Here is a 19,773-nt window from a genome sequence, read left to right on the forward strand (position 1 = left end):
TGACCCGGCCGGGGTGCTCGGCCAGCAGCCGGAACTCTCCGGCCGACGGCAGGCGCGAGGTGATCCACAGGGCCTGGGCCCCGGCCGCGAGAGCACCGCGCACGTCGTAGTCGAGGCTGTCTCCGACGTGCAGCACCTCTGCGGGGTCGCGTCCGTGCAATCGAGCGACAGTCTGCACGGCCCGGGGGTCCGGCTTGGCGAACCCGAGCCGCCACGACGGATGATGGGCCCGGAGATGGGGGGCCAAGAGGGCGGAGACGTCGGTCCCTCGTTCGTCCCAGTAGCTCACGTTCGACAGGGTGACCACAGGAACGAACCGGGCAATCCGCGCCACCGCCTCCACCGTGCCGGGCCACAGGGCGAAGCGGGGTGGACGGTGGTCGCGAGGGAAAGCGGACGGCGTGATGCCCAGGGCGGCGCACACCGTCCGCGGTCCGGTCTCATCGCTGCGCGGGTCCAAGGGGTGCAGGATCTGCTGCACGATCCGCTTCGCCCTCCGGACCGGTAACGGAGACAGGGCCACGAGGCGTTGCGTCAGCGTAGTTCCGAACGGCTCGCCCAACGTGTGCCCGATGTCGAGGCTCACCAGCCTCACCGGCGCCACCGGGCTCACGAGCGATCCGCCAGGGTTGCGATGATCATTCCTATCCGTTCGGTGCGCACGGGACCCGGGACAGCTTCGCGGAGGAAGGACAACAGCTGTCGGGCTTCGACCGGCGTCCAGCCGTTGGTGTCGACACCGGCCTCGGCAGCTGCCAGGGCGAGGTCGTCGGGAATCGTGGGCACACGCGACCCGTGCGGCATCCGCAGCGTGCCGCTCCACGCCCTGCCTGCATGTGTCCGCGGCAGCGCAAGGCCGAGCGGCGAGAGAACGGTGACGTCGTCGAACGTCAGGATGCGAACCGGGAGTTCAGGCAGGCGTACCGGGTGGTCGAGGCACAGGGTCGTGGACAGGAAGGTGTCGTATCCGTTCAACCGCTCGTCCACGAAGAGCAGCACCAGTCCCTCGCGATGCTCCAGACTCCCGTGGACCGTCAACTCATCGGTATGCATGGGCACTATCGGCGCACCGCCATCCCGAGGCCGGGCCGGTCGGGGAGGGCGACGTGCCCGCCGTCCGGCTGGAGCGTGCCGCGCAGCGCGCGCTGGCGGCGCGGCTCCCACACCATCTGGTACTCCACCGCGCCGGCCATGTCAGGGAAGGCGGCGGCCAGGTGCACGGCGGGCACAAAGGCCCGTCCGTGCAGGTGGACGGGCACTCTCGCCTCGTGGGCGGCACTCAGCCAGCTCCGCGCCTCGGTGATGCCGCCGCACCACACCGCGTCGAACGTGAACGCTTCCGGTCGACAGTGCTCCAGCAACGGCACGGCATCCTCCGCGTGGGCCAGCCGCTCGCCGAACGCGACCCGCAGCCCTTCCGTCCAGCCGCGCAGCTGCGAGTAACCCGCCCGATCGGTCCGCGCCAGCGGGTCCTCCACCCAGCGCACGACGTCAGGGGCGAGGAGCGGTGCCACCTTCGCGGCCAGCCGGTGGCCCCATGAACCCAAGGCGTCCACCGCCACGCTCTGCCCCGCCCACGCCGCCGCTCGCTCGGCGAGCAGGACGACTTCGTCGGCTTCCGCTTCGCGCAGCGCCCACTTGGTGAAGGCGAATCCCTCGGCGACCGTGGCCTTCACCGACTCGGCGGCCGATGCACGGGCCAGGTCCAGGGAGAGCCAGGAGGCGTACACCGGCACCCGCTGTACGGGCCGGTCGCTGAGAAGCGCCGCAACCGGGAGGCCGGCGAGACGACCGTGGAGGTCCCACACCGCGCAGTCCAGCGCCCCGACCGCCCAGCGACCGAGTCCCGCTGCGTGCGGGCCGAGTTCGGCGAGGAGCCCACGCAGCAGACCCGTGTGGTCGATCACCGCGTGTCGTAGCGCCCTTTGTCCGAGCCGGGTGGCGACGAGCGCGGCGGGCAGCTCGTCGACCGGGGCGAACACACCGGTCTCCCCGCGGGCCTCGACCACCACCGCGAACCGGCTGTCGCCCGCCTGGTACGGGCCAGCCACCCTGTCGTCGAGGCACTCGACCCGGACCCGTTCGATGACCGTGTCAGCGGGGTCCATCGACGAGGTCCTCTCCCGCGTAGGTGAAGTACCACAGCGGCCGGTAGCACTCCCAGCCCACCGGCTTCAGCCCGGTCGGCGCCATGGCCCGCTCTATGGCCACACGCGCCCGCAGGTAGTACTCCAGGTTCTCCCCGCCCGGCGTCCGCATGGCCTGCATGATCACCGTGTGCGCCTGGAACACCTGGAAGTTCGGGAAGGCGCTCACCACGCTCGCCAGCGCGTTCACCCCGCGCACGAGGTCGTGCATCGGGTCCAGTCCGACGATGTACGTGTACGAGGTGTCCAGCCCCGCTGCCCGCGCCCGCGCCAGCAGGTCCGGCATCTGCTCCGGCCGCAGGTCGGCCTTGGTCGACTTCATCAGGGCCGCCCGTCGGGTGAAGTGCTCGGCCGTGAGTCTGAGCACGAACGGCGAAACCTGCGACGCGATGGCCGCGAACGCCTCGTCGCTGCGCAGCACGGAGGTGAGGAAGCCGATCCGGGCTCGCGCGCCGATACCGGCGCGTTCCAGGGCTGGCCGCAGGGCAGTCAGGTGGGCGACTGCGGCCTCCTCCCGCTCGAAGCAGCCGGTGGAGACGGTGACCTCGGTCAGTTCGGCCAGGTTCCGGCGGGGGTGCTGCGCACCGAGTGCGCGCAGGAGCTCGTCAAGCCCCTGCTGTTCCTGGAGCCGCGGATCGGCCGCGGCTTCCAGGGTGTTGGGACACCACCCGCACCCGACGCACCGGCTCCGGGCGTTGGGGTTGAGGGTCGCGGCCCGACCGTTGTTGCGGAAGTAGCCCCCGACCGCCTCGTCGGCGTCGATGCGCTCGACGTGTGCGACCAGCTCACCGTTCAGCGAAAGCTCGTCGCCCCGGAGCCGGAACGGACTGGTCGACCGGTTCAGCGGAACGATGATCTGCCAGGGGACTTCGGGGCGGCGCGTGAGACGCAGGTTGACCCGGGCCCGGTGGCGGTCCTGTTCGGAAGCGATCCCGTGCAGGTTGACGGCGATCATCAGCACGTCCTCGACGGGCAGCCCATGGGAGAGTGCGGCCCATTCCAGGTCCTGGAGGCGGACGGCACCGGCCGCGCCTTTCGAAGCTGTGGCCTGTTTCCTGGGTAGGTGCGTCATGAAGTACTCCAACTGCAGTTGGTACGTCGGGTCGTTGCTTCGGTGCGAAGCAGTGGGCCACGCCGTTCCCCTCCGGAGGTCCGGCCTGGGAATGGACGACGCCCACTACTCGTCGACAGGTGTCCGGTCCGGGACCGTGGCGGCGGTATCGGGACCAGGTGAAGGCCCGGCTTCGGTCACCACCACGTGTCCGGTCAGGATGAGGCCAGCCAGGTTCGCCCCGATCAGGACGAGTCCGGACGTACGGTCCTCCGATCGCCGGTGCCGGGAGGTCTTCGCCCCGGCGGGCAAGCGCGAGCGGCTCATGAGGCCCCCAGGGAAGCAGTCATATCGCTCCGTAGTGAGGTAGAAGGGTGGGGTGTTGGTCGTTCACGTGGGTCCGCTCGATACCGCAGGGCGGGGGGCACGGGTCCGGTGCTGGACAGTCGAATGCTCCCGATACCGGACGGACGGCAGACAGAGACGGCTTCACGGCGGGGGTTCCTCGCCCGGGACGTCCAACTCCATCCAGACCGTCTTCCCTTGTCCCGGGCCGGGTTCGACCCCCCAGCGCGTGGCCAACGCATCGACCAGGAACAGGCCCCGGCCTCCTTCACGCTCCTCGCTCGGAGGGCGCTGGAACGGCTGTCCGTTGGAGGGGTCCTGCACTTCGACCCGAAGGACTCCGCTGGAGTGGATGACCTTCACCGTGAACGTCATCAGCACCTGGTGTCGGCAGCCGTGGGTCACCGCGTTCGCCATCAGCTCATGGGCCCCCAGGACCACCGCGTCCGCGATGTTCGACAGTCCCCTGTCCGCCATCAGATGGCGAAGCTGATGCCGTCCGCGGGTGACCGCGACCGCTTCCGCCGGGTACTCCGTCACCACTTCGAAGGCACGTTCGCCAGTCGAGATCGGCAGGGTCCCGGCCCGAGTACCGGGATCAGCGCCGGCGAGGTGTCGGACCGTCGTCTCCAGGGCGCTGTCCGGTCGCTGACAAGCAGCGTCGAGGGGGTGCACCTTCATCAGCTCTCTCTCAGCCCTGGTCGGGCTCGATCCGGTCGCCACCTGGCGGGAAGACCTTCTCGGCAGGCGGCAGGTCGGTTGGCAGACGTCGAAGGTCAGCGCTCCCCCTGGCGGCCCTGGGGGCGACCGGAGCCTGCGTCCTCGGCAGCCGTGCCGTGCAGACGACTCCCAGCGGGTCAGTCGCAGGACTCCGACCTGGCAGAGCCGTCGCCCGTACCCTCCGGTACGGCGCCGGCCACCGGGACGGGAAATCCGGGGGGCATGGGTGTGAGGGGGTTTCCCAGGGCCCGCAAGCACACGCGGTCGCCGCGGAACCCGGTACGGGCGTGGAGCCAGCGGCTGTTGTCGATCAGGTAGCCCTGTCCGGCGCGCAGGGTGATGCGCTGCTGAAGCGATTCGATCGCCGAGCGGAGGTGGGGCAGGTACGGGACGAGGAGAGGACTGAACGAGGCGAGGGCGTCCTGGCGCAGGCGGACGGAAACCCGTTCTCCTCGATAGCGGGTGAAGACCTGAGAGGGGTGTCCGCCGCCGTCACCGTAGAAGGCGGTACCCGGGAGGGTCATCGTCTCAAGCGCCTTGGGAGCGCGTTCGAGGAGCAGGGCGTGGAGGGCACGGCCGTCAGTCAGGAGCACGTCCCCGCCGGAGAGCGCGGGCTGTTGGCAGACCAGGAGCATCAAGCGGGGAGGGCAGGGAAGGCTGGAGCGCTCGGTGTGCGCGAGCAGTTCTCCGGCGCCCAGCCCCGCAAGTCCGGGACGTCGGGAGGCGGCACCCCTGTCGCTGATGGTGGTCAACCCGTCCGAGTCGCTGTCGCGGTGCGGCACCAGGCTCATCACCTGTCGGGCGAAGGCAAGGACCTTCGTTCGGGTGTCCAGGCCCTCGACGGTGACCATCCCTTGTGAGTGCAGGAGTTGCATCACGGTGGAGGGCCGCCCGGAGTCGGTAGTGAAGGGCTCGGGCTGCACCCCGACGGAGGTGAGCGAACGGGTCGTCATCGACGTGCTCCTCTGGAATCCGGCTGGACGCCCAGCATTCGTACGAGCAGCGGCTGGCGTAAAGCGACAGATTGTCGACCCGGGCAAAAGCGGCAAGCCCGGCTTCGCTCTGCGGGCGGGTGCTACGTTCCACGGGACATGTCCGCCCTCACGTCTCAGGGACAGCCCATGTACAAACCGTCGCTGTGGCCGGTGTCCGTCAAGGGCGTTGCCCTCGATGCACAGGAGCGGGTGCTGCTCCTGCACAACGAGCGGGACGAGTGGGAGCTGCCGGGCGGGCGGCTGGAGATCGGGCCCGAGGGCAACGGGTCGGCTCCTGCTGACGAGAGTCCCGGCACGGCGCTGGAACGGGAGTTGTCCGAGGAGAGTGGTTGGACGGTGAAGGCCGGGCCCCTGCTTGATGGCGGCGCCTGGATCTACGAGCCGCTTCCCGGCCGTCGGGTGCTGATCGTCACCTACGGCTGCACGGTCCTGACCCCGAGCCGTGTTCCGGTCCTGAGCCACGAGCACAAGGAGATCGGGCTGTTCCACGAGCACGAGGTAGCCGGCCTGACCATGCCGGACGGCTACAAGCGGTCCGTCGCGTCCTGGTACGCCCACCCCGGAAGGTAATCCGCCGTGGATGCCACCGCCTCCGCTTCGGTATCGGCCGTGCGCCGATCGATGCGGCTGGTCTCCTGGCGTTGGGCGACACCGGAAGCCCAGGCCGTCCTCGCCACGCGCAATCTGGCTTCGATCCTGAAGTACTACCGGCGTGTGCACGGCAGCAGCCAGGTGCAGACCGGCGAACTCCTGGGCTACGACAAGACGTACGTCTCCGCGCTCGAGTTGGGCAAACGGCAGCTGAGTGATGTGGGAAGCCTGCGCCATGTCGCCGAGAAGCTCGCTCTGCCGGCACACGTCCTGGGCGTCACCGACCCGGCCGACACCGATCACAGGTCCATGATCCAGTTCGGCGCCTCCACCGTGCGGCTCGCCGAGGTGGCCCGCCAGTGCGGGCACGCTGCCGAGGCCGTCGCCGAGTTGTGGCCGCTCGTCGCTCGCTTGGAAGCCCGCGCCCGGGACGGAGGCACCGAGCGCGACGCCCTGCGGCTCCTTGCGCACGCCCGGATGAGTCTCGGGACTGCCCTGGGCAACGTACTGCCCGAGGAGCGGTTGGCCACCGCCGCACACTGGACCGCCAAGAGCGTGGATGTCGTCCGTGCCTTCGACGACCAGGTCCTCATCGCCTCCGCCCTGCGCATGCACGGCAACGAGTTGCGCAAGGCGGGCCTGATCGGCGCCGCCGTCGACCGGCTCACCCGTGCTGCGGCCATCGCACCCAGTCCCGAGGATCGGGCCGCGGTACTGCCGCTCCTGGCCCGCGCCGCCGGCGCCCTCGGCAACGCGGTGCTGTTCGACCACACCGTCCGCGAGGCCCACCAGCTCCTCGACACCGTCGAGCACACCAGCCTCGTCAACCCCAGCGCCCTCTACGAAATCCGCCTTCGGGGCCTCGTCTCCACCGGCCGCACCCGCGAGGCAATACGGCATGCCGAGTCCGCCCCACCGGCCCCGACCATCGCGGTCGCACCCCAGTGGCGTGTCATCGAACTCATCACCACCGGCCGCGTCCGCCTTCTCGCCGGCGACAGCCGTGAGGCTGCCCAGCTCCTGGCAACGGCTGTGCGTGAGGCCCAGGCCCAGCGTCTCCCGCACCAGCTCCAGCGCGTCCAACGGGCTACCGCCGGCAAACTGCCCGACACCCATGACGCGGCCACTCATGCCCTGGCTCAGCTCCGGACCGAGATCGCTGCCTAGCCGAGGTCGAGTGCCTCGCGACTGGAGTGCACCCGGGTGCCGCGTTCCCATCGAGCAGACCTCTCGAACGGACATCAAGACACCCTTCTCCAGCCCGGTTCGGTGGTGAACGTCCAGTGCAGTGCCACGAGTTTGGAGGCGGGTGAGCATCGCGGGCATCGCCGTGGCGATATCGCTGCAGCGATATCGGTCTCCACCTAGCCTGGGCTCACGGTTGGGGCATGCTGGACCGCGAGCAGAAGAGCCGAGGTGGACATGTCAGAGAAGGTCGGGCGTGCATGCGTGCGGTGCGGGCAGCCGATCAGCCGGTACAACCCGGATACGCGCTGTTCCGCCTGCGCCCGAGGTGGGGGCACACCAACGATTCCGGACCGGGCCTGGCGTGATGAGGAAGTGCACCGGGCCCTTGCCACCTGGGACTTCGGGACGGTTCTCCGTCTGGTTCGGCGCCGCTCCGGGCTCTCACAGAAGGCCGTACAGGAGCTGACGGGGCTGACCCAGAGCTTCATCTCGGACGTGGAACGCGGCCACAAGCAGGTCAACGGCCGCGAGGCGATCATCGATGTCCTGTCCGGGCTCGGCCTTCCGCCAGACCTGCGTTCTCTCCTCCTCTCCCCGTTCGCGCAGGCCGAACCGCGGAGGCGCGTCGAGGCCCTCGACCCGGCTCAGCCCTGGACAGCGGCTCGTATGGTGGCGTCACTGGAAGCAGCCGCCGGAGGGGCCATGAACGGATTGAACCGCCGCGGTGCGATCGCCGCTCTGGGCGGGACCGGACTCACGCAGTACATCCTGCAGGCGGCCGTCGCCCCACCCGAGGCCATGGCCGCCGCCCGGAACGGAATCAACGTCTCCGACCAACTCCTCACCGGTCTGCAGTCCACCACCGACGCTCTGCGTCAGGCCGACGCCAACCACGGCAGCGGCAACCTCGCCCGTGCCGCCACGGCGCACCTGAGAGTCCTCCTTCGGCTCCTGAAGGAAGGTGACTTCAACGAGGCGACGGGTCGACGTCTCGCAGCGGTGACAGCGGACACCGCGATGCAGACCGGCTGGTACCACTTCGACAGCGGCGCCCACTCCGTCGCCCACAACCTTCTTCTCGGCGCCCTGCGCGCTGCCCATGCCAGCGGCGACAGCAGGCTGCGAGCCGGGGCGCTGTCCTTCCTCGCCATCCACGGCTACTCCGCCGGCAACCCCCGCGACGCCATCACCGCCGCGCGCACAGGCCGTCAAATCATCGCCGGCCGGGACGCACCCGCGCTGCACGCCATGCTCCTCACGCGCCAGGCCCGAGGCCACGCCCGCCTGCGAGAGGACCGGGAGGCCCGCATCGCCCTGGAAGAGGCGCAGGTCCTGTGCGCCCGCGGGCGCGGAGAGGACGACCCGCACTGGTTGTACTGGATGAACCCCGGCGAGATCCTGGGCCAGACCGGCAGCTGCTTGCTCGACCTCGGCCGCCCCGACGAAGCCGCCCGCATCTTTGCCGCTGCCCGCAACACCCTCAGCCCGGACGAGACCCGAACCCGCGCCCAGTTCCTCTCCCGCGCCGCGACAGCCCAGATGCGCGCTGGCGACGTCGACGGAGGCTCTGCCACCGGGCACGAAGTGTTCTCCCTCGTCGCCGGGGTCCGCTCCGCACGGCTGGACGACAACCTCGCCCTGATGCTCTCCGAGGCGGGCCGCTACCCCTCGGTGGGACTCGCCCAGGAACTCCTGGAGCGCGGCCAGGCCGTCCTGAAGGAGCGTGCCGCGTGATCCTTGTCCTGTGGGACATCGACCGCACTCTCCTCTACACCGGCGACATCGACCGACGCGTCTACAGGGAGACCTTCACCAGCGTGGTGGGCCGTGCCCCGACAGCCCTGCCTGCCCGTGGTACCGGGGTCACCATGCCCCTGGCCGTCCGCGAACTCCTGCGCGCCAACCAGGTTCCGGAACAGGAGGTGGAGACGTTCGCCGCCCGCATCGTCGCCGAACTTCCCCAGCGCCTCACCAGCCATCGGGAGTTGCTGGCCAGTGACGGGATCATCCTGCCCGGAGCTGTGGACGCGCTCGCCGCGGTCCAGCAGTCAGAGCACCTGATCCCCACCGTCGTCACCGGCAACCTGCGAGGCAGCGCCGAGACCAAGCTGTCCGTGCTGGGACTCATCGGCTACCTCGACACCAGCATCGGCGGTTACGCGTCCGACGACCCCCATCGTCCCGCTCTCGTTCGCATCGCGCAGGACCGGGCTGCCGCGAAGCACGGAGGCCGGTTCACCCGCGACAACACAGTGATCGTGGGGGACTCCCTTGAAGACGTGCGCACCGGCCTGGAAGGCGGCGCCAGGATCATCGCGGTCGCATCAGGGACCACCAGCGCTCAGCAGCTGCGCGACGCAGGAGCATCGCACGTTCTGTCCGACCTCACCTCGGCTACCACCCTCCTCCACCTCATCGACGAGGCACACCCCACGTCCTAGCGGAACTACCCGCCACCCCGGACTCCATGTCCCTCACCATCGTCCTGTGCGCCCTCGCCACCCTGGCGGAGTCCACGACCGTGCCGGTCACGTCTCAGGCCGAAGGTTCCGTTCGATACCGTCAAGAACCTTGATCCGGGCCTTCAACTGAGCTGTCAGTGCTCGTGCTTGCCTTCTTGCCGCGTCCGGCTCGGCGGGCAGACAAGCTCGGGCCAGGGCCGTGAACTCCTCGCGGAGGGCGGGTTCGAGTGCGGCTTCGGGAAGGCGGACCATCACCGGATAGGCGGCGATCTCGCTGACGTCCCACCTCCCGTCGGGCGCACTGGTCGCCCAGATCACCGTGCCGCTGTCGGGTACGAGGGTGAGGCTGCATCCCGGCCCGATCAGCCGGGCGAGCTCCGGCAGGGGGATGCCGCGCGAGCCGGCGAGGTCGGCTGCCGCGCGAGCAGTCGCGACGCTGACGCGAGCGGTCGCGTTCTGAACGAGGCGTCGCCGCTCGACGAGGTCGTGCAGGGGGGTCGCGTTCGCGACGCGGGCGTGGTCCTCCGCCCCGGCCCAGCTCACCATGGCCATTCGGTGGTTCGGGCTGGCGGCCGGACTGAGGACGTGGACGACGGCGGTGACCGGTTCCCAGCCCAGGGCGGGCAAGCTCATCCGCAGGGTGACTCCGTCGGCGTGCTTGCGGACGCGGGTGGACGCGTCCCAGATCGCCCGAACATCCGGGTCGGTGCAGACCTCGTCGACCAGCGCGGCGATCCGGGGGTCGGTGTCGCCCCGGTGCACGAGGGCGTACCTGAGCTGCTGCACGCCGATCTCCGATGCGTGGCGGTGCCAGTCGTGCACCTGTGTGCGTGCCTCTCGGCTGAGCAGGAGCCAGCGCATCAGGTTGGCCCCGGGGTCCAGCAGCCCGGGCCACAGCGCGGCGGCGGCGCGGGAGTAGGACGTGACGGTCCACGAAGTGTCGTAGACGATGGCGGGAGCGGTCTGCGTGGCGACCAGCAGGTCCAAAAGAGCCGTCGGTTGCGTGCTGTCGTCCTCGGGAGGCTTGGAGACGTCTACGGAGCGGCCGACTAGGGCAGCGAGGGTCTTGCGTTCGGCGGGGTCGAGTCGGAGGGCATCGGCGAGCGCGGGCAGGCACCGGGCAACCTGAACGGGAGCGGCACCGGTTTCCAGGTCGCGCACCCATCTCTCGGACCGGCCCACCGCAGCGGCAAGCGCCTTCTGCGTCATCGGCTGACCGTGCTCGCCAGCAGTTGTCCGCCACGCTTTGACGAGATCGCCGAGCCTCAGCGCCCGGCCGATCCGTGGAGCGGCGGCCGGCGACGTCGGCCGGTCACCCTCGCCGTCGCGGGTTCGACGACCCACAGGAGGAGCACTCACGGCAATTCCTTGATCTTGCGCAAACTGAAAAATCGAATAGATATTACGCGATTCGACTCTCGGAGTTTACGAGGGGACGTGGTGCATGAGTCGTTATGCACGGTCTTCGAGTGGTTGGACGAGGTGAGGGTCCCCGCCAAACCGGGTGCGATGGAGGCTAGCGGTGGCGTAGAGCTGGGCGCGGGGGCCGACGAGGGTGTCGAGGACGGGGAAGTGGTCGCACACCTGTCGGGCGAGTGCGGGGCTGGTGAGGCTGTAGCACCGGACGCGAGGGCGGAGCCAGAGCGATCGGCTGTGTCTCCGGAACGACCTCGGCGGCGCGGATAATGCCATCGCCAGCCTCGCTGATTCCTCGCAGCTCCTAGCACGCGTCGCGACCGAGACCCCGCAGAAGCGGGCGCTCGTCGAGAGGGCCGTCCAGGTTCCTCTATCACCGATGACCCGGCTCACCCAAGCTTGTCTTTCTCCAGAACATCCTCCTGTCACCTCACCGCTGGACGACAGGAACGTAGCCATGCCTCAGACAACAACCTCACAGCATGGAACGGCCTTCTTGAGCCTCCCCCAGGCAGCCACGTACCTGGGACTCTCCCCGAACACCCTTTACGTCTGGCGTCACCGGCGCCAAGGACCGCCGAGCTTCCGCATGGGCCGTCGCGTCATGTATCGGATCACAACTCTTGACGAGTGGATTCGAGAACAAGAGCTGTCCGATTCTCGTTCAAACCCCTCTCTTGACCCTGTTGCCCAAAAACCTCAACCACGGGCGCGCAGGGTCGCATAGCGCGACTCTCCTCGAAGAACTTCTCAAAGAGACCTCCGAATCCGGGATAGGGGCCAGCCCAGGTCAGCGTTCACCACACCCAGTCGGAGGAGCCACCGCACCACAAGGAGAGCACCCAGCGCATGGCCGGTTACATAGAAGACCGATGGCTGAAGAAGCGGCCGAACAAGGAGACCGGCAAACGCGAGCGCACCGCCCTGTACGGCACGGGCAAGCGGTACCGGGTCAAGGGCATACCTGGCATCCAGGACCGCTCGTTCACCACAAGCGAGGACGCCAAGAAGTGGCTGGCGACCGCCACGACGGACTCCCGCCGAGGCGAGTTCATCGACCCCCGCGACGGCGCGATCTCGGTCGGCGACTACATCGTGGAGCACTGGTGGCCGGGCCGTACCGATGAGCCCTCGACCGCCGGCACGATGGCCAGCCGGATCAACAACCATCTCATCCCGCTGCTCGGCGACGTGGCGCTGCGGGACATCGACGCGTCCACCCTGCGCACCTTCAAGGCGACCCTGCTGACACGGGTCGAGGACTCGACCGCGGAGGTGATCTGGGGGCACCTCTCGTCCGTCCTCAACAGCGCCGTGGACGATCAGCGGCTTCTGCGGAACCCGCTCAAGGTCCACAAGAGCGTCAAGGCCCCGCGCGCCAAGGAGAAGAAGGCCAAGGCGTGGTCCCGCACGACCGTCGACGCCGTCCGGGAACACCTTCAGGAGCGCTACCGGTTCGCCGTGGACCTGGGGCTCGGGCTCGGGCTTCGCCAGGGCGAGGCGTTCGGTCTGGCGGAGGAGGACTTCGACTTCACGAACATGGTCGTACGCATCCGGCGTCAGCTCCGGTGGGACACGAAGGGGCGTCCGTACCTCTGTCTGCCCAAGGGCGGCAAGACGCGGGAGGTGCCGCTCTCCCCCAACCTGGCGGCTCGTGCTCGCGCGCACTTCCGCCGTTTCCCTTCGACGGCGTGCACTCTCCCCTGGCGGAACCCGGAGCCGCCGACCAACCCTCTGGAGGAGCGGCAGCGGCGACCGATCACCGCGCAGCTCGTCCTCACGACCTCCCACGGGAACCGGATCTACTACAGGACCTGGAACGAGCGGAGCTGGCGGCCCGCACTCGCGGCCGTCGGACTGCTCACCGTCATCGGGGAGAAGGTCCAGCGGTACGGCGGTCGGGTCCGCCGCTACCCCGTCTACGCATCGTCGCGGTCGGACATGTTCCATGTCCTGCGGCACACCTACGCCAGCGTGCAGCTGGAGGCCGGCGAGTCCGTGGTGAGCCTCGCGGCCTGGCTCGGGCACTCCTCCCCCAAGATCACGCTCGACCACTACGCTCACTTCATGCCCGGGGCCGGGCGGCGCGGTCTGGCGGCGATGGACTCCTGGCTCGCCGATGCCGGACGCAAAGTCCCTGAGAAGTCCCTGGCCGCCGGTTGGGCCACCGGTCTCACCCTGAAACCCCAGCTCAGGGGCATGATCAACATGACCGACACCGTGAACGTCAAGTACAAGGAGACCGCCCTCGGCGGGCTCGCGGTGAACATCATCGAGTGCTGAAGGATGGGCCCCGGCCGGCCCTTCCGCGTCCTTCGGCACGCTCAGGGCCTCCCGGACCGCACGGCGCGCGTCGGCCCGGAGCCCCGTGTGACCCGATCCGGGGTCACGTCCAGTGGATTCGCCGGGGCGGACGACGATAAAATCGCGAGGCAAGGCCCGCGGTGCAGGGAAGCCGGTGCGATTCCGGCACGGTCCCGCCACTGTGACCGGGGAGCGCGTCGTCGAGCAGGACGCCACTGACGAGTTGGACGTCGGGAAGGCGGACGGCGTGCGCTGATCCGGGAGTCAGGATACCGGCCGCGGGACGTTCCGTGTTGTCCACGAGGATGGAGCTGACACGCATGGCACCGTTGCGCACCCACGACTCCGCTGAACCCGCGCTCTGACGGATTCCGGCCATCCGCGATCCCGCGCCCCGGCCCTCGTCGCACCCGCCCGGGTGCGGGCCCTCGTGCGCGCCATCCCCGGCTCCCTCCTGACGAGAGCAGGTAGTCATGGTCCCAGAGCACGAACGCGCTTCCCTGCGCGCATGGACGCCCTTCGTCGGCGACGAGCGCACCCCGGGTGCTGCGGAGGCCCACGGCGAGGTCCGCGCCCTCGACGTGCCCGTCCCGGTGCCGTTCGCCCACCACCCCTCCGGTGCCGGGAAGGGGTCCGACTCCGGCCACCGCGACCGGTACGGTCCGCACGCCGTCCGCTCCCGCCGGCCGGCCGGGCTGCGCGAAGGCGCGGGCTCCACGATTCCCACGGCGGGTTGAGCGGCCGTGACCAGCGCCCTGCTCAACGAGGACCAGCAAGCCCTCGTCGAGGCCACCCTCGACTTCACCCGGGAGCACCTCGCGCCCCGTGCCCTGGAGTGGGACCGCGACGAGCACTTCCCGGTGGACGTGCTGCGCAAGGCGGCCGCACTGGGCCTGGGCGGCATCTACGTCCGCGAGGAGTCCGGCGGCTCCGGTCTCAACCGGTCCGACGGGGTCCTCGTGTTCGAGACGCTCGCCTCCGGCTGCCCGTCCATCGCGGGCTACCTCTCCATCCACAACATGGCCGCCTGGATGATCGACCACTACGCCGACGACTCCCAACGCGAACGGTGGCTGCCGCGCCTGTGCACCATGGACGACCTCGCCAGCTACTGCCTCGCCGAACCGGGCGCGGGTTCCGACGCGGCGGCCCTGACGACCCGCGCCGTACGGGACGGTGACGGCTGGGTCCTCACCGGCGTCAAGCAGTTCGTCTCCGGTGCGGGGGCCTCCCGGTTGTACGTCGTGCTGGCCCGCACCGGCGGCGCGGGCGCCGAGGGGGTGTCCGCGTTCGTCGTCGACCGGGACGACCCGAACCTCTCCTTCGGGCGGCCCGAACGGAAGATGGGCTGGAACGCCCAGCCGACCCGTCAGGTGGTCCTGAACGGGGTCCGCCTGCCGGCCGACCGGCTCCTCGGTCGTGAGGGACAGGGCTTCCGGATCGCCATGCACGGGCTCGACAGCGGCCGTCTCGGCATCGCCGCCTGTTCCCTGGGCGGGGCCCGCAGCGCCCTCGACCGCAGCCTCGCCCACCTCGCCGACCGCGAGGCGTTCGGCCAGCGCCTCCTCGACGCCCAGGCCCTGCGCTTCCGGCTCGCCGACATGGCGACCGAACTCACCGCGGCCTGGGCCCTGGTCCAACAGGCCGCACAGGCGCTCGACCGGGGCGATCCGCAGGCGCCCTACCTGTGCGCGATGGCGAAGCGGTTCGCCACCGACACGGGCTACTCGGTCGCCGATCGTGCACTCCAGCTCCACGGTGGGTACGGCTACCTCAACGAGTACGGCATCGAGAAGATCGTCCGCGACCTGCGGGTCCACCAGATCCTGGAAGGAACCAACGAGATCATGCGCGTCATCGTGGCCCGGGGGATGACGGAGGCGTTCGGATGAGCGACGTCCTGTTCCACACGCGGGGCCGTGCCGCCCACATCACCCTCAACCGCCCCCGGGCGTTGAACTCCCTCACCCACCAGATGGTGCTCCGCATCGACGGGGCGCTCACGGAATGGGAGCGCGACCCCGCCGTGGAGACGGTCGTCATCAGCGGCGCCGGGGAGCGCGGTCTCTGCGCGGGTGGCGACATCCGCGCCATCCACGACGACGCCCGCGACGGCGACGGCGACGGAACCGCCTCGGCCGCCTTCTGGCGCGACGAGTACCGCCTCAACGCCCGGATCGCCCGCTACCCGAAGCCGTACGTCGCCCTCATGGACGGCCTCGTCATGGGCGGCGGCGTGGGCGTCTCCGCGCACGGCAGCGTCCGGGTCGTCACCGAGCGCTCCGACATCGCCATGCCCGAGACCGGCATCGGGTTCGTCCCCGATGTCGGCGGCACCCATCTGCTCGCCCTCGCCCCCGGAGAACTCGGCACCCACCTCGCCCTGACCGGCGCGCGGATCGGCGCCGCGGACGCCCTGCTGTGCGGTCTCGCCGACCACTACGTGCCCTCGGCCTCGCTCCGCCCCCTCGTCGACGACCTCGCCCGGCTGCCGGTGCACGAGGCCCTCGCGCGTCACGTCCAGGCCCCTTTGCCGGGGGAACTGACCGAGCAACGGGAGTGGATCGACGACTGCTACCGCGCGGACACCGTCGAGGAGATCCTCCGACGCCTCCTCGCCCGGGGCCGCCCCGCCGCCGCGGAAGCCGCCGAGACCCTGCTCGCCAGGTCCCCGACCGCCCTCAAGGTCACCCTCGCCGCGCTGCGCCGCGTCCGTCGGCTCGGACCGCTGGAGCGGGTCCTCGACCAGGAGTACCGCGTCTCCTGCGCCTGCCTGCGCCACCCCGACCTGGTGGAGGGCATCCGTGCCCGGATCGTGGACAAGGACCACGAGCCCCGCTGGTCGCCGGCGACCCTCGCGGAAGTCGCCGAAGCGGATGTGGAGGGCTTCTTCGCCCCGCTCGGCGAGCGGGAACTCGGTCTCGCCGACCGGTCCCGCACCACCGAGGAGGTGCCCTGGTGAGCCGGACCGTCCTGGTCCCCGGAGGCGGACGCACGGGCGGGGCCGGGACGCCGGAGCGTCCCGGCCCCGCAGGACCGGAGGTCAGGCGGAGGGCAGTTCGCCCCGGACGGTGCGGGCCGCGGTGACCAGGTTCTCCAGCGAGGCACGGGTCTCGGGCCAGCCGCGGGTCTTCAGACCGCAGTCGGGGTTGACCCAGAGCCGCTCCGCGGGGATCGCCTCCAGGCCGGTGCGCAGCAGCTCGGCGGCCTCCTCCGCGCTCGGCACCCGGGGGGAGTGGATGTCGTAGACGCCCGGGCCGGCTTCGCGCGGATAGCCGTGGGCCGCGAGTTCGCGGGCGACCTGCATGTGGGAGCGGGCGGCTTCGAGGCTGATGACGTCGGCGTCGAGGTCGTCGATGGCCTGGACGATGTCGCCGAACTCGGCGTAACACATGTGGGTGTGGATCTGGGTGCCGGGGGCCGCGCCGGCGGTGCTGAGCCGGAACGCCTCGGTGGCCCACGCCAGGTACGCCCCGTGGTCGGCGGCCCGCAGCGGCAGCGTCTCGCGCAGCGCGGGTTCGTCGACCTGGATGACGGCGGTGCCGGCGGCCTCCAGGTCGTTCACCTCCTCGCGCAGGGCGAGGGCGACCTGGCGGGCGGTGTCGCCGAGGGGCTGGTCGTCGCGGACGAAGGACCAGGCGAGCATGGTGACGGGCCCGGTGAGCATGCCCTTGACCGGGCGGTCGCTGAGCGACTGGGCGTAGGACGTCCAGCGGACCGTCATCGGCTCGGGGCGGGAGATGTCCCCGGCGAGGATCGGCGGGCGGACGTAGCGGGTGCCGTAGGACTGGACCCAGCCGTGCTGGGTGGCGAGGTAGCCGGTGAGCTGCTCGGCGAAGTACTGCACCATGTCGTTGCGCTCGGGCTCGCCGTGCACCAGGACGTCGATCCCGGTCTTCTCCTGGAAGGAGACGACCTCCTGGATCTCCGCCTTGATCCGCTCCTCGTAGCCGGCCGTGTCGATGCGACCGGCGCGCAGGTCGGCGCGGGCGGTGCGCAGTTCGGTGGTCTGGGGGAAGGAGCCGATGGTGGTGGTGGGCAGCAGCGGCAGCCCGAGGCGGGCGCGCTGGGCCGCGGCGCGTTCGGCGTACGGCTGGGAGCGGCGGGCGTCGGCGTCGGTGACGGCCTCGGCGCGGGCGCGCACCGCGGGGTCGCGGGTGATGGGCGAGGCGGCGCGGGAGGCGAGGGCGGCCCGGTTGGCCGAGAGTTCGCCCTCGATGGCGGCGGTGCCCCGGCCCAGTCCCCGGGCGAGGGTGACGATCTCGGCGGTCTTCTGCCGGGCGAAGGCCAGCCAGCGCAGGATCTGTGGGTCGATGTCGCGTTCGACGGAGGTGTCGAGCGGCACGTGCAGCAGGGAGCAGGAGGCGGCGACGTCGACCCGGTCGGCGAGACCCAGCAGGGTGCCGAGGGTGGCGAGGGACTTCTCCAGGTCGTTGATCCAGATGTTGCGGCCGTTGACGACTCCGGCCACCAGGCGCTTGCCGGGGAGTCCGCCGACCGCTGCCAGGGCGTCCAGGTTGGCGGACGCGGCCTCGGTGAAGTCCAGGGCCAGGCCGTCCACGGGCGCCTTGGCCAGCACGGGCAGCGCTTCGCCGAGCCGGTCGAAGTACGAGGCCACCAGCAGCTTCGGGCGGTCGGTGAGGGCGCCGAGGGCGCGGTAGGCGCGGGCGGCGGCGTCGAGTTGGGCCGGGGTGCGGTCCTGGACCAGGGCGGGCTCGTCCACCTGCACCCACTGCGCGCCGGCGGCCCGCAGGTCGGCGAGGACCTCGGCGTACACCGGCAGGAGACGGTCCAGCAGGGTCAACGGGTCGAAGTCGCCGGCCACGTCGGGGGCCGGCTTGGCGAGGAGCAGGTAGGTGATCGGGCCGACCAGGACCGGCCGGGCCGTCAGGCCCAGGGCGAGGGCCTCCTTCAACTCGGCGACCTGCTGGGCCGGGTTCGCCGTGAAGACCGTGTCGGGTCCGAGTTCGGGGACCAGGTAGTGGTAGTTGGTGTCGAACCACTTGGTCATCTCCAGCGGCGCCACGTCCTGGGTGCCGCGGGCCATCGCGAAGTAGCCGCCGAGCGGATCGGCGTCGACGGCGGCGCGGTGCCGCTCGGGGATCGCACCCACCATGACGGTGGTGTCGAGGACGTGGTCGTAGTACGAGAAGTCCCCGGTGGGGACCTCGTCGATGCCGGCGGCGGCCAGGGCGCGCCAGTGGGCGGCGCGCAGTTCGGCGGCGGTGGCACGGAGGGAGTCGGCGGTGACCCGACCCTTCCAGTGCCCTTCGATCGCCTTCTTCAGTTCCCGGTGCCGGCCCTGGCGGGGGTAGCCGTACACGGTGGCCCGTGCTGCCGCGGCTGCGGACGTCGCTGTCACGGAGATCTCCTTCGCGAGATGGATCCCTGGGGTCCCGGGGACGGGACGAGAACGCGAAGGAACGACGGACCGGACGGCGACGACCCGTGTGCAAGAGCACGGCCGTTCCGTCTGGTGTGTGCGCCGACCCGCCCTCGAGGTCACCGGGATGTCCACGCGCGGAACGGTCCGCGCGCGGGCGGTCGGCAGGTCTTCGGACTCGCGGGCGCGCCCGCCGGAACCTTCCGGCGGACCCCTACTGGCCGTCGCTTCCCAGGTCCGGTACCTCGGACCCAGTGCGTATGACGGCGGTCGTTCCCACTCACCGCTGCGGGGCAGTCCCGGATTCCCACCGGGTTCCCTCTTGCGACACCCCGCCTGGCGGGCGGGGCGAACCGACTGCTGCGGGTCAGCCTACGGGGCGCGACCACGGGGCGAACCGACCGGCCGGCATCCCGCGAGGTGATGCGGACCACACTCCGCGGGAGCGGGGCGCACGGCGGATCAGAGCGAGCGCAACAGCTCCAACGTCCGTTCGAGTTCGTCGCGCAGTGCCTGCCCGGCCGCCTCGGCGTCCCCCTGCACGACGGCCTCCACCAGTGCGGCGTGCCCCTCCTCGCCGTGGTTCGGGTCGTCGAAGCGCAGGTTGAACAGTTCCACCAGGTCCAGCAACCGCTGTTGCAGTACGGGTATGAACTCGGTGAACAGGCCGGTGAGCACCGGGTTGTGCGCCGCGGCGACCACTGCCCGGTGCAGGGCGATGTCCGCCACGACGAACTCGGCGTTGCCCGCGTGCGCCGCCTCGCGGCGCTTGGCCAGGACGTCGAGTAGGGCCACGACGTCCTGGTCGGTCCGGCGTCGCGCGGCCAACTGCGCCGCTTCGACCTCGATGAGCATCCGGACCTCGTAGACGTCGGTGATGGCCGCCTGCCGGAGCTGGGCGGACCAGTTCTCCCTGGGTTCGGTGGCGATCACGAAGACGCCCGCCCCTTGACGCGCCTGCACCAGCCCGGCGCCGGCCAGGGCCCGCAGCGCCTCCCGGACCGTCGAGCGCCCCACCCCCAGCGACTTGGCCAGGGTGCTCTCACCGGGCAGCTTCGTCCCCACGCCCCATTCGCCGTCGGTGATCTGCTCGCGCAGATGGTCCGTGGCCTGCTCGACCAAGGGTGACGGCCGCAAAGCACCTAGTGACATGTGAAATTCACCTTCCCGC

Annotated in this window: 17 protein-coding genes, 1 pseudogene and 2 riboswitches; of the genes and pseudogenes, 9 read left to right on the plus strand and 9 right to left on the minus strand. The window is 70.5% G+C overall.

The window, feature by feature from the left end:
* Positions 1-16: 16 nt before the first annotated feature.
* The 6 genes and pseudogenes from ABT092_RS05065 to ABT092_RS05090 form a co-directional block, all read right to left on the minus strand.
* Positions 17-613: pseudogene (locus tag ABT092_RS05065) on the minus strand (HAD family hydrolase); the annotation flags it as partial.
* A complete protein-coding gene (locus ABT092_RS05070) occupies positions 610-1,053 on the minus strand; it encodes a hypothetical protein (protein WP_351239891.1) in 444 nt (147 codons plus the stop codon). The gene ABT092_RS05070 and the pseudogene ABT092_RS05065, both read right to left, overlap by 4 nt.
* A 5-nt stretch (positions 1,054-1,058) precedes the next feature.
* On the minus strand, positions 1,059-2,108 hold the full coding sequence (locus ABT092_RS05075; protein ID WP_351239893.1) for an enolase C-terminal domain-like protein: 1,050 nt from the start codon (positions 2,106-2,108) through the stop codon (positions 1,059-1,061).
* Positions 2,095-3,219: a hypothetical protein gene (locus tag ABT092_RS05080; protein WP_351239895.1), complete on the minus strand. Its 1,125-nt coding sequence runs from the start codon at positions 3,217-3,219 to the stop codon at positions 2,095-2,097. The genes ABT092_RS05075 and ABT092_RS05080 overlap by 14 nt, the downstream gene beginning before the upstream one ends.
* 468 nt (positions 3,220-3,687) lie before the next feature.
* The gene (locus tag ABT092_RS05085; RefSeq protein WP_351239897.1) at positions 3,688-4,224 is read right to left on the minus strand and encodes an ATP-binding protein; all 537 of its coding nucleotides are present in this window, start codon (positions 4,222-4,224) and stop codon (positions 3,688-3,690) included.
* A 176-nt stretch (positions 4,225-4,400) separates the two neighbouring features.
* Positions 4,401-5,216: a TauD/TfdA family dioxygenase gene (locus ABT092_RS05090; RefSeq protein WP_351239899.1), complete on the minus strand. Its 816-nt coding sequence runs from the start codon at positions 5,214-5,216 to the stop codon at positions 4,401-4,403.
* A 168-nt stretch (positions 5,217-5,384) separates the two neighbouring features.
* Between ABT092_RS05090 and ABT092_RS05095 the strand changes: the two genes are divergently transcribed.
* From ABT092_RS05095 to ABT092_RS05115, 4 genes are all read left to right on the plus strand, one after another.
* Positions 5,385-5,828, plus strand: coding sequence for an NUDIX hydrolase (locus ABT092_RS05095; RefSeq protein ID WP_351239901.1), 444 nt, complete (start codon positions 5,385-5,387; stop codon positions 5,826-5,828).
* Between the two features lie 6 nt (positions 5,829-5,834).
* Positions 5,835-7,016 (plus strand): helix-turn-helix domain-containing protein, encoded by a 1,182-nt coding sequence (locus ABT092_RS05100; RefSeq protein WP_351239903.1) that lies wholly within the window; start codon positions 5,835-5,837, stop codon positions 7,014-7,016.
* A gap of 255 nt (positions 7,017-7,271) precedes the next feature.
* Positions 7,272-8,771, plus strand: a complete 1,500-nt coding sequence (locus ABT092_RS05110; RefSeq protein ID WP_502968388.1) for a helix-turn-helix domain-containing protein — start codon at positions 7,272-7,274, stop codon at positions 8,769-8,771.
* Positions 8,768-9,478 carry an HAD family hydrolase gene (locus tag ABT092_RS05115; RefSeq protein ID WP_351239905.1) on the plus strand — a complete coding sequence of 237 codons (711 nt, stop codon included), beginning with the start codon at positions 8,768-8,770 and terminating at the stop codon, positions 9,476-9,478. Before ABT092_RS05110 ends, ABT092_RS05115 begins: the two co-directional genes overlap by 4 nt.
* 87 nt (positions 9,479-9,565) lie before the next feature.
* Here the strand turns inward: ABT092_RS05115 and ABT092_RS05120 are convergent, their stop codons facing one another.
* Positions 9,566-10,858: a helix-turn-helix transcriptional regulator gene (locus ABT092_RS05120; protein WP_351239907.1), complete on the minus strand. Its 1,293-nt coding sequence runs from the start codon at positions 10,856-10,858 to the stop codon at positions 9,566-9,568.
* 514 nt (positions 10,859-11,372) lie between these two features.
* Between ABT092_RS05120 and ABT092_RS05125 the strand changes: the two genes are divergently transcribed.
* The 5 genes from ABT092_RS05125 (at position 11,373) to ABT092_RS05145 (ending at position 16,181) form a co-directional block, all read left to right on the plus strand.
* A complete protein-coding gene (locus ABT092_RS05125) occupies positions 11,373-11,642 on the plus strand; it encodes a helix-turn-helix domain-containing protein (protein WP_351239909.1) in 270 nt (89 codons plus the stop codon).
* A 122-nt stretch (positions 11,643-11,764) separates the two neighbouring features.
* On the plus strand, positions 11,765-13,198 hold the full coding sequence (locus ABT092_RS05130) for a tyrosine-type recombinase/integrase (protein WP_351239911.1): 1,434 nt from the start codon (positions 11,765-11,767) through the stop codon (positions 13,196-13,198).
* Between the two features lie 142 nt (positions 13,199-13,340).
* Positions 13,341-13,514: riboswitch (cobalamin riboswitch) on the plus strand.
* Positions 13,515-13,692: 178 nt separating this feature from the next.
* Positions 13,693-13,956: a hypothetical protein gene (locus tag ABT092_RS05135; RefSeq protein WP_351239913.1), complete on the plus strand. Its 264-nt coding sequence runs from the start codon at positions 13,693-13,695 to the stop codon at positions 13,954-13,956.
* 6 nt (positions 13,957-13,962) lie between these two features.
* The gene (locus ABT092_RS05140; protein ID WP_351239915.1) at positions 13,963-15,111 is read left to right on the plus strand and encodes an acyl-CoA dehydrogenase family protein; all 1,149 of its coding nucleotides are present in this window, start codon (positions 13,963-13,965) and stop codon (positions 15,109-15,111) included.
* Positions 15,108-16,181 carry an enoyl-CoA hydratase/isomerase family protein gene (locus ABT092_RS05145; RefSeq protein WP_351239917.1) on the plus strand — a complete coding sequence of 358 codons (1,074 nt, stop codon included), beginning with the start codon at positions 15,108-15,110 and terminating at the stop codon, positions 16,179-16,181. Before ABT092_RS05140 ends, ABT092_RS05145 begins: the two co-directional genes overlap by 4 nt.
* 81 nt (positions 16,182-16,262) lie before the next feature.
* Here ABT092_RS05145 and metE read toward each other — a convergent pair whose 3' ends face one another.
* Both metE and ABT092_RS05155 read right to left on the minus strand, forming a co-directional pair.
* On the minus strand, positions 16,263-18,581 hold the full coding sequence (gene metE, locus ABT092_RS05150) for a 5-methyltetrahydropteroyltriglutamate--homocysteine S-methyltransferase (protein ID WP_351239919.1): 2,319 nt from the start codon (positions 18,579-18,581) through the stop codon (positions 16,263-16,265).
* A 181-nt stretch (positions 18,582-18,762) separates the two neighbouring features.
* A riboswitch (cobalamin riboswitch) is annotated at positions 18,763-18,960 on the minus strand.
* A gap of 104 nt (positions 18,961-19,064) precedes the next feature.
* Positions 19,065-19,754, minus strand: coding sequence for a FadR/GntR family transcriptional regulator (locus tag ABT092_RS05155; RefSeq protein ID WP_351239921.1), 690 nt, complete (start codon positions 19,752-19,754; stop codon positions 19,065-19,067).
* Positions 19,755-19,773 lie beyond the last annotated feature (19 nt).

This window comes from Streptomyces sp. NPDC002490, from assembly GCF_040296045.1.
Lineage (GTDB): Bacteria > Actinomycetota > Actinomycetes > Streptomycetales > Streptomycetaceae > Streptomyces.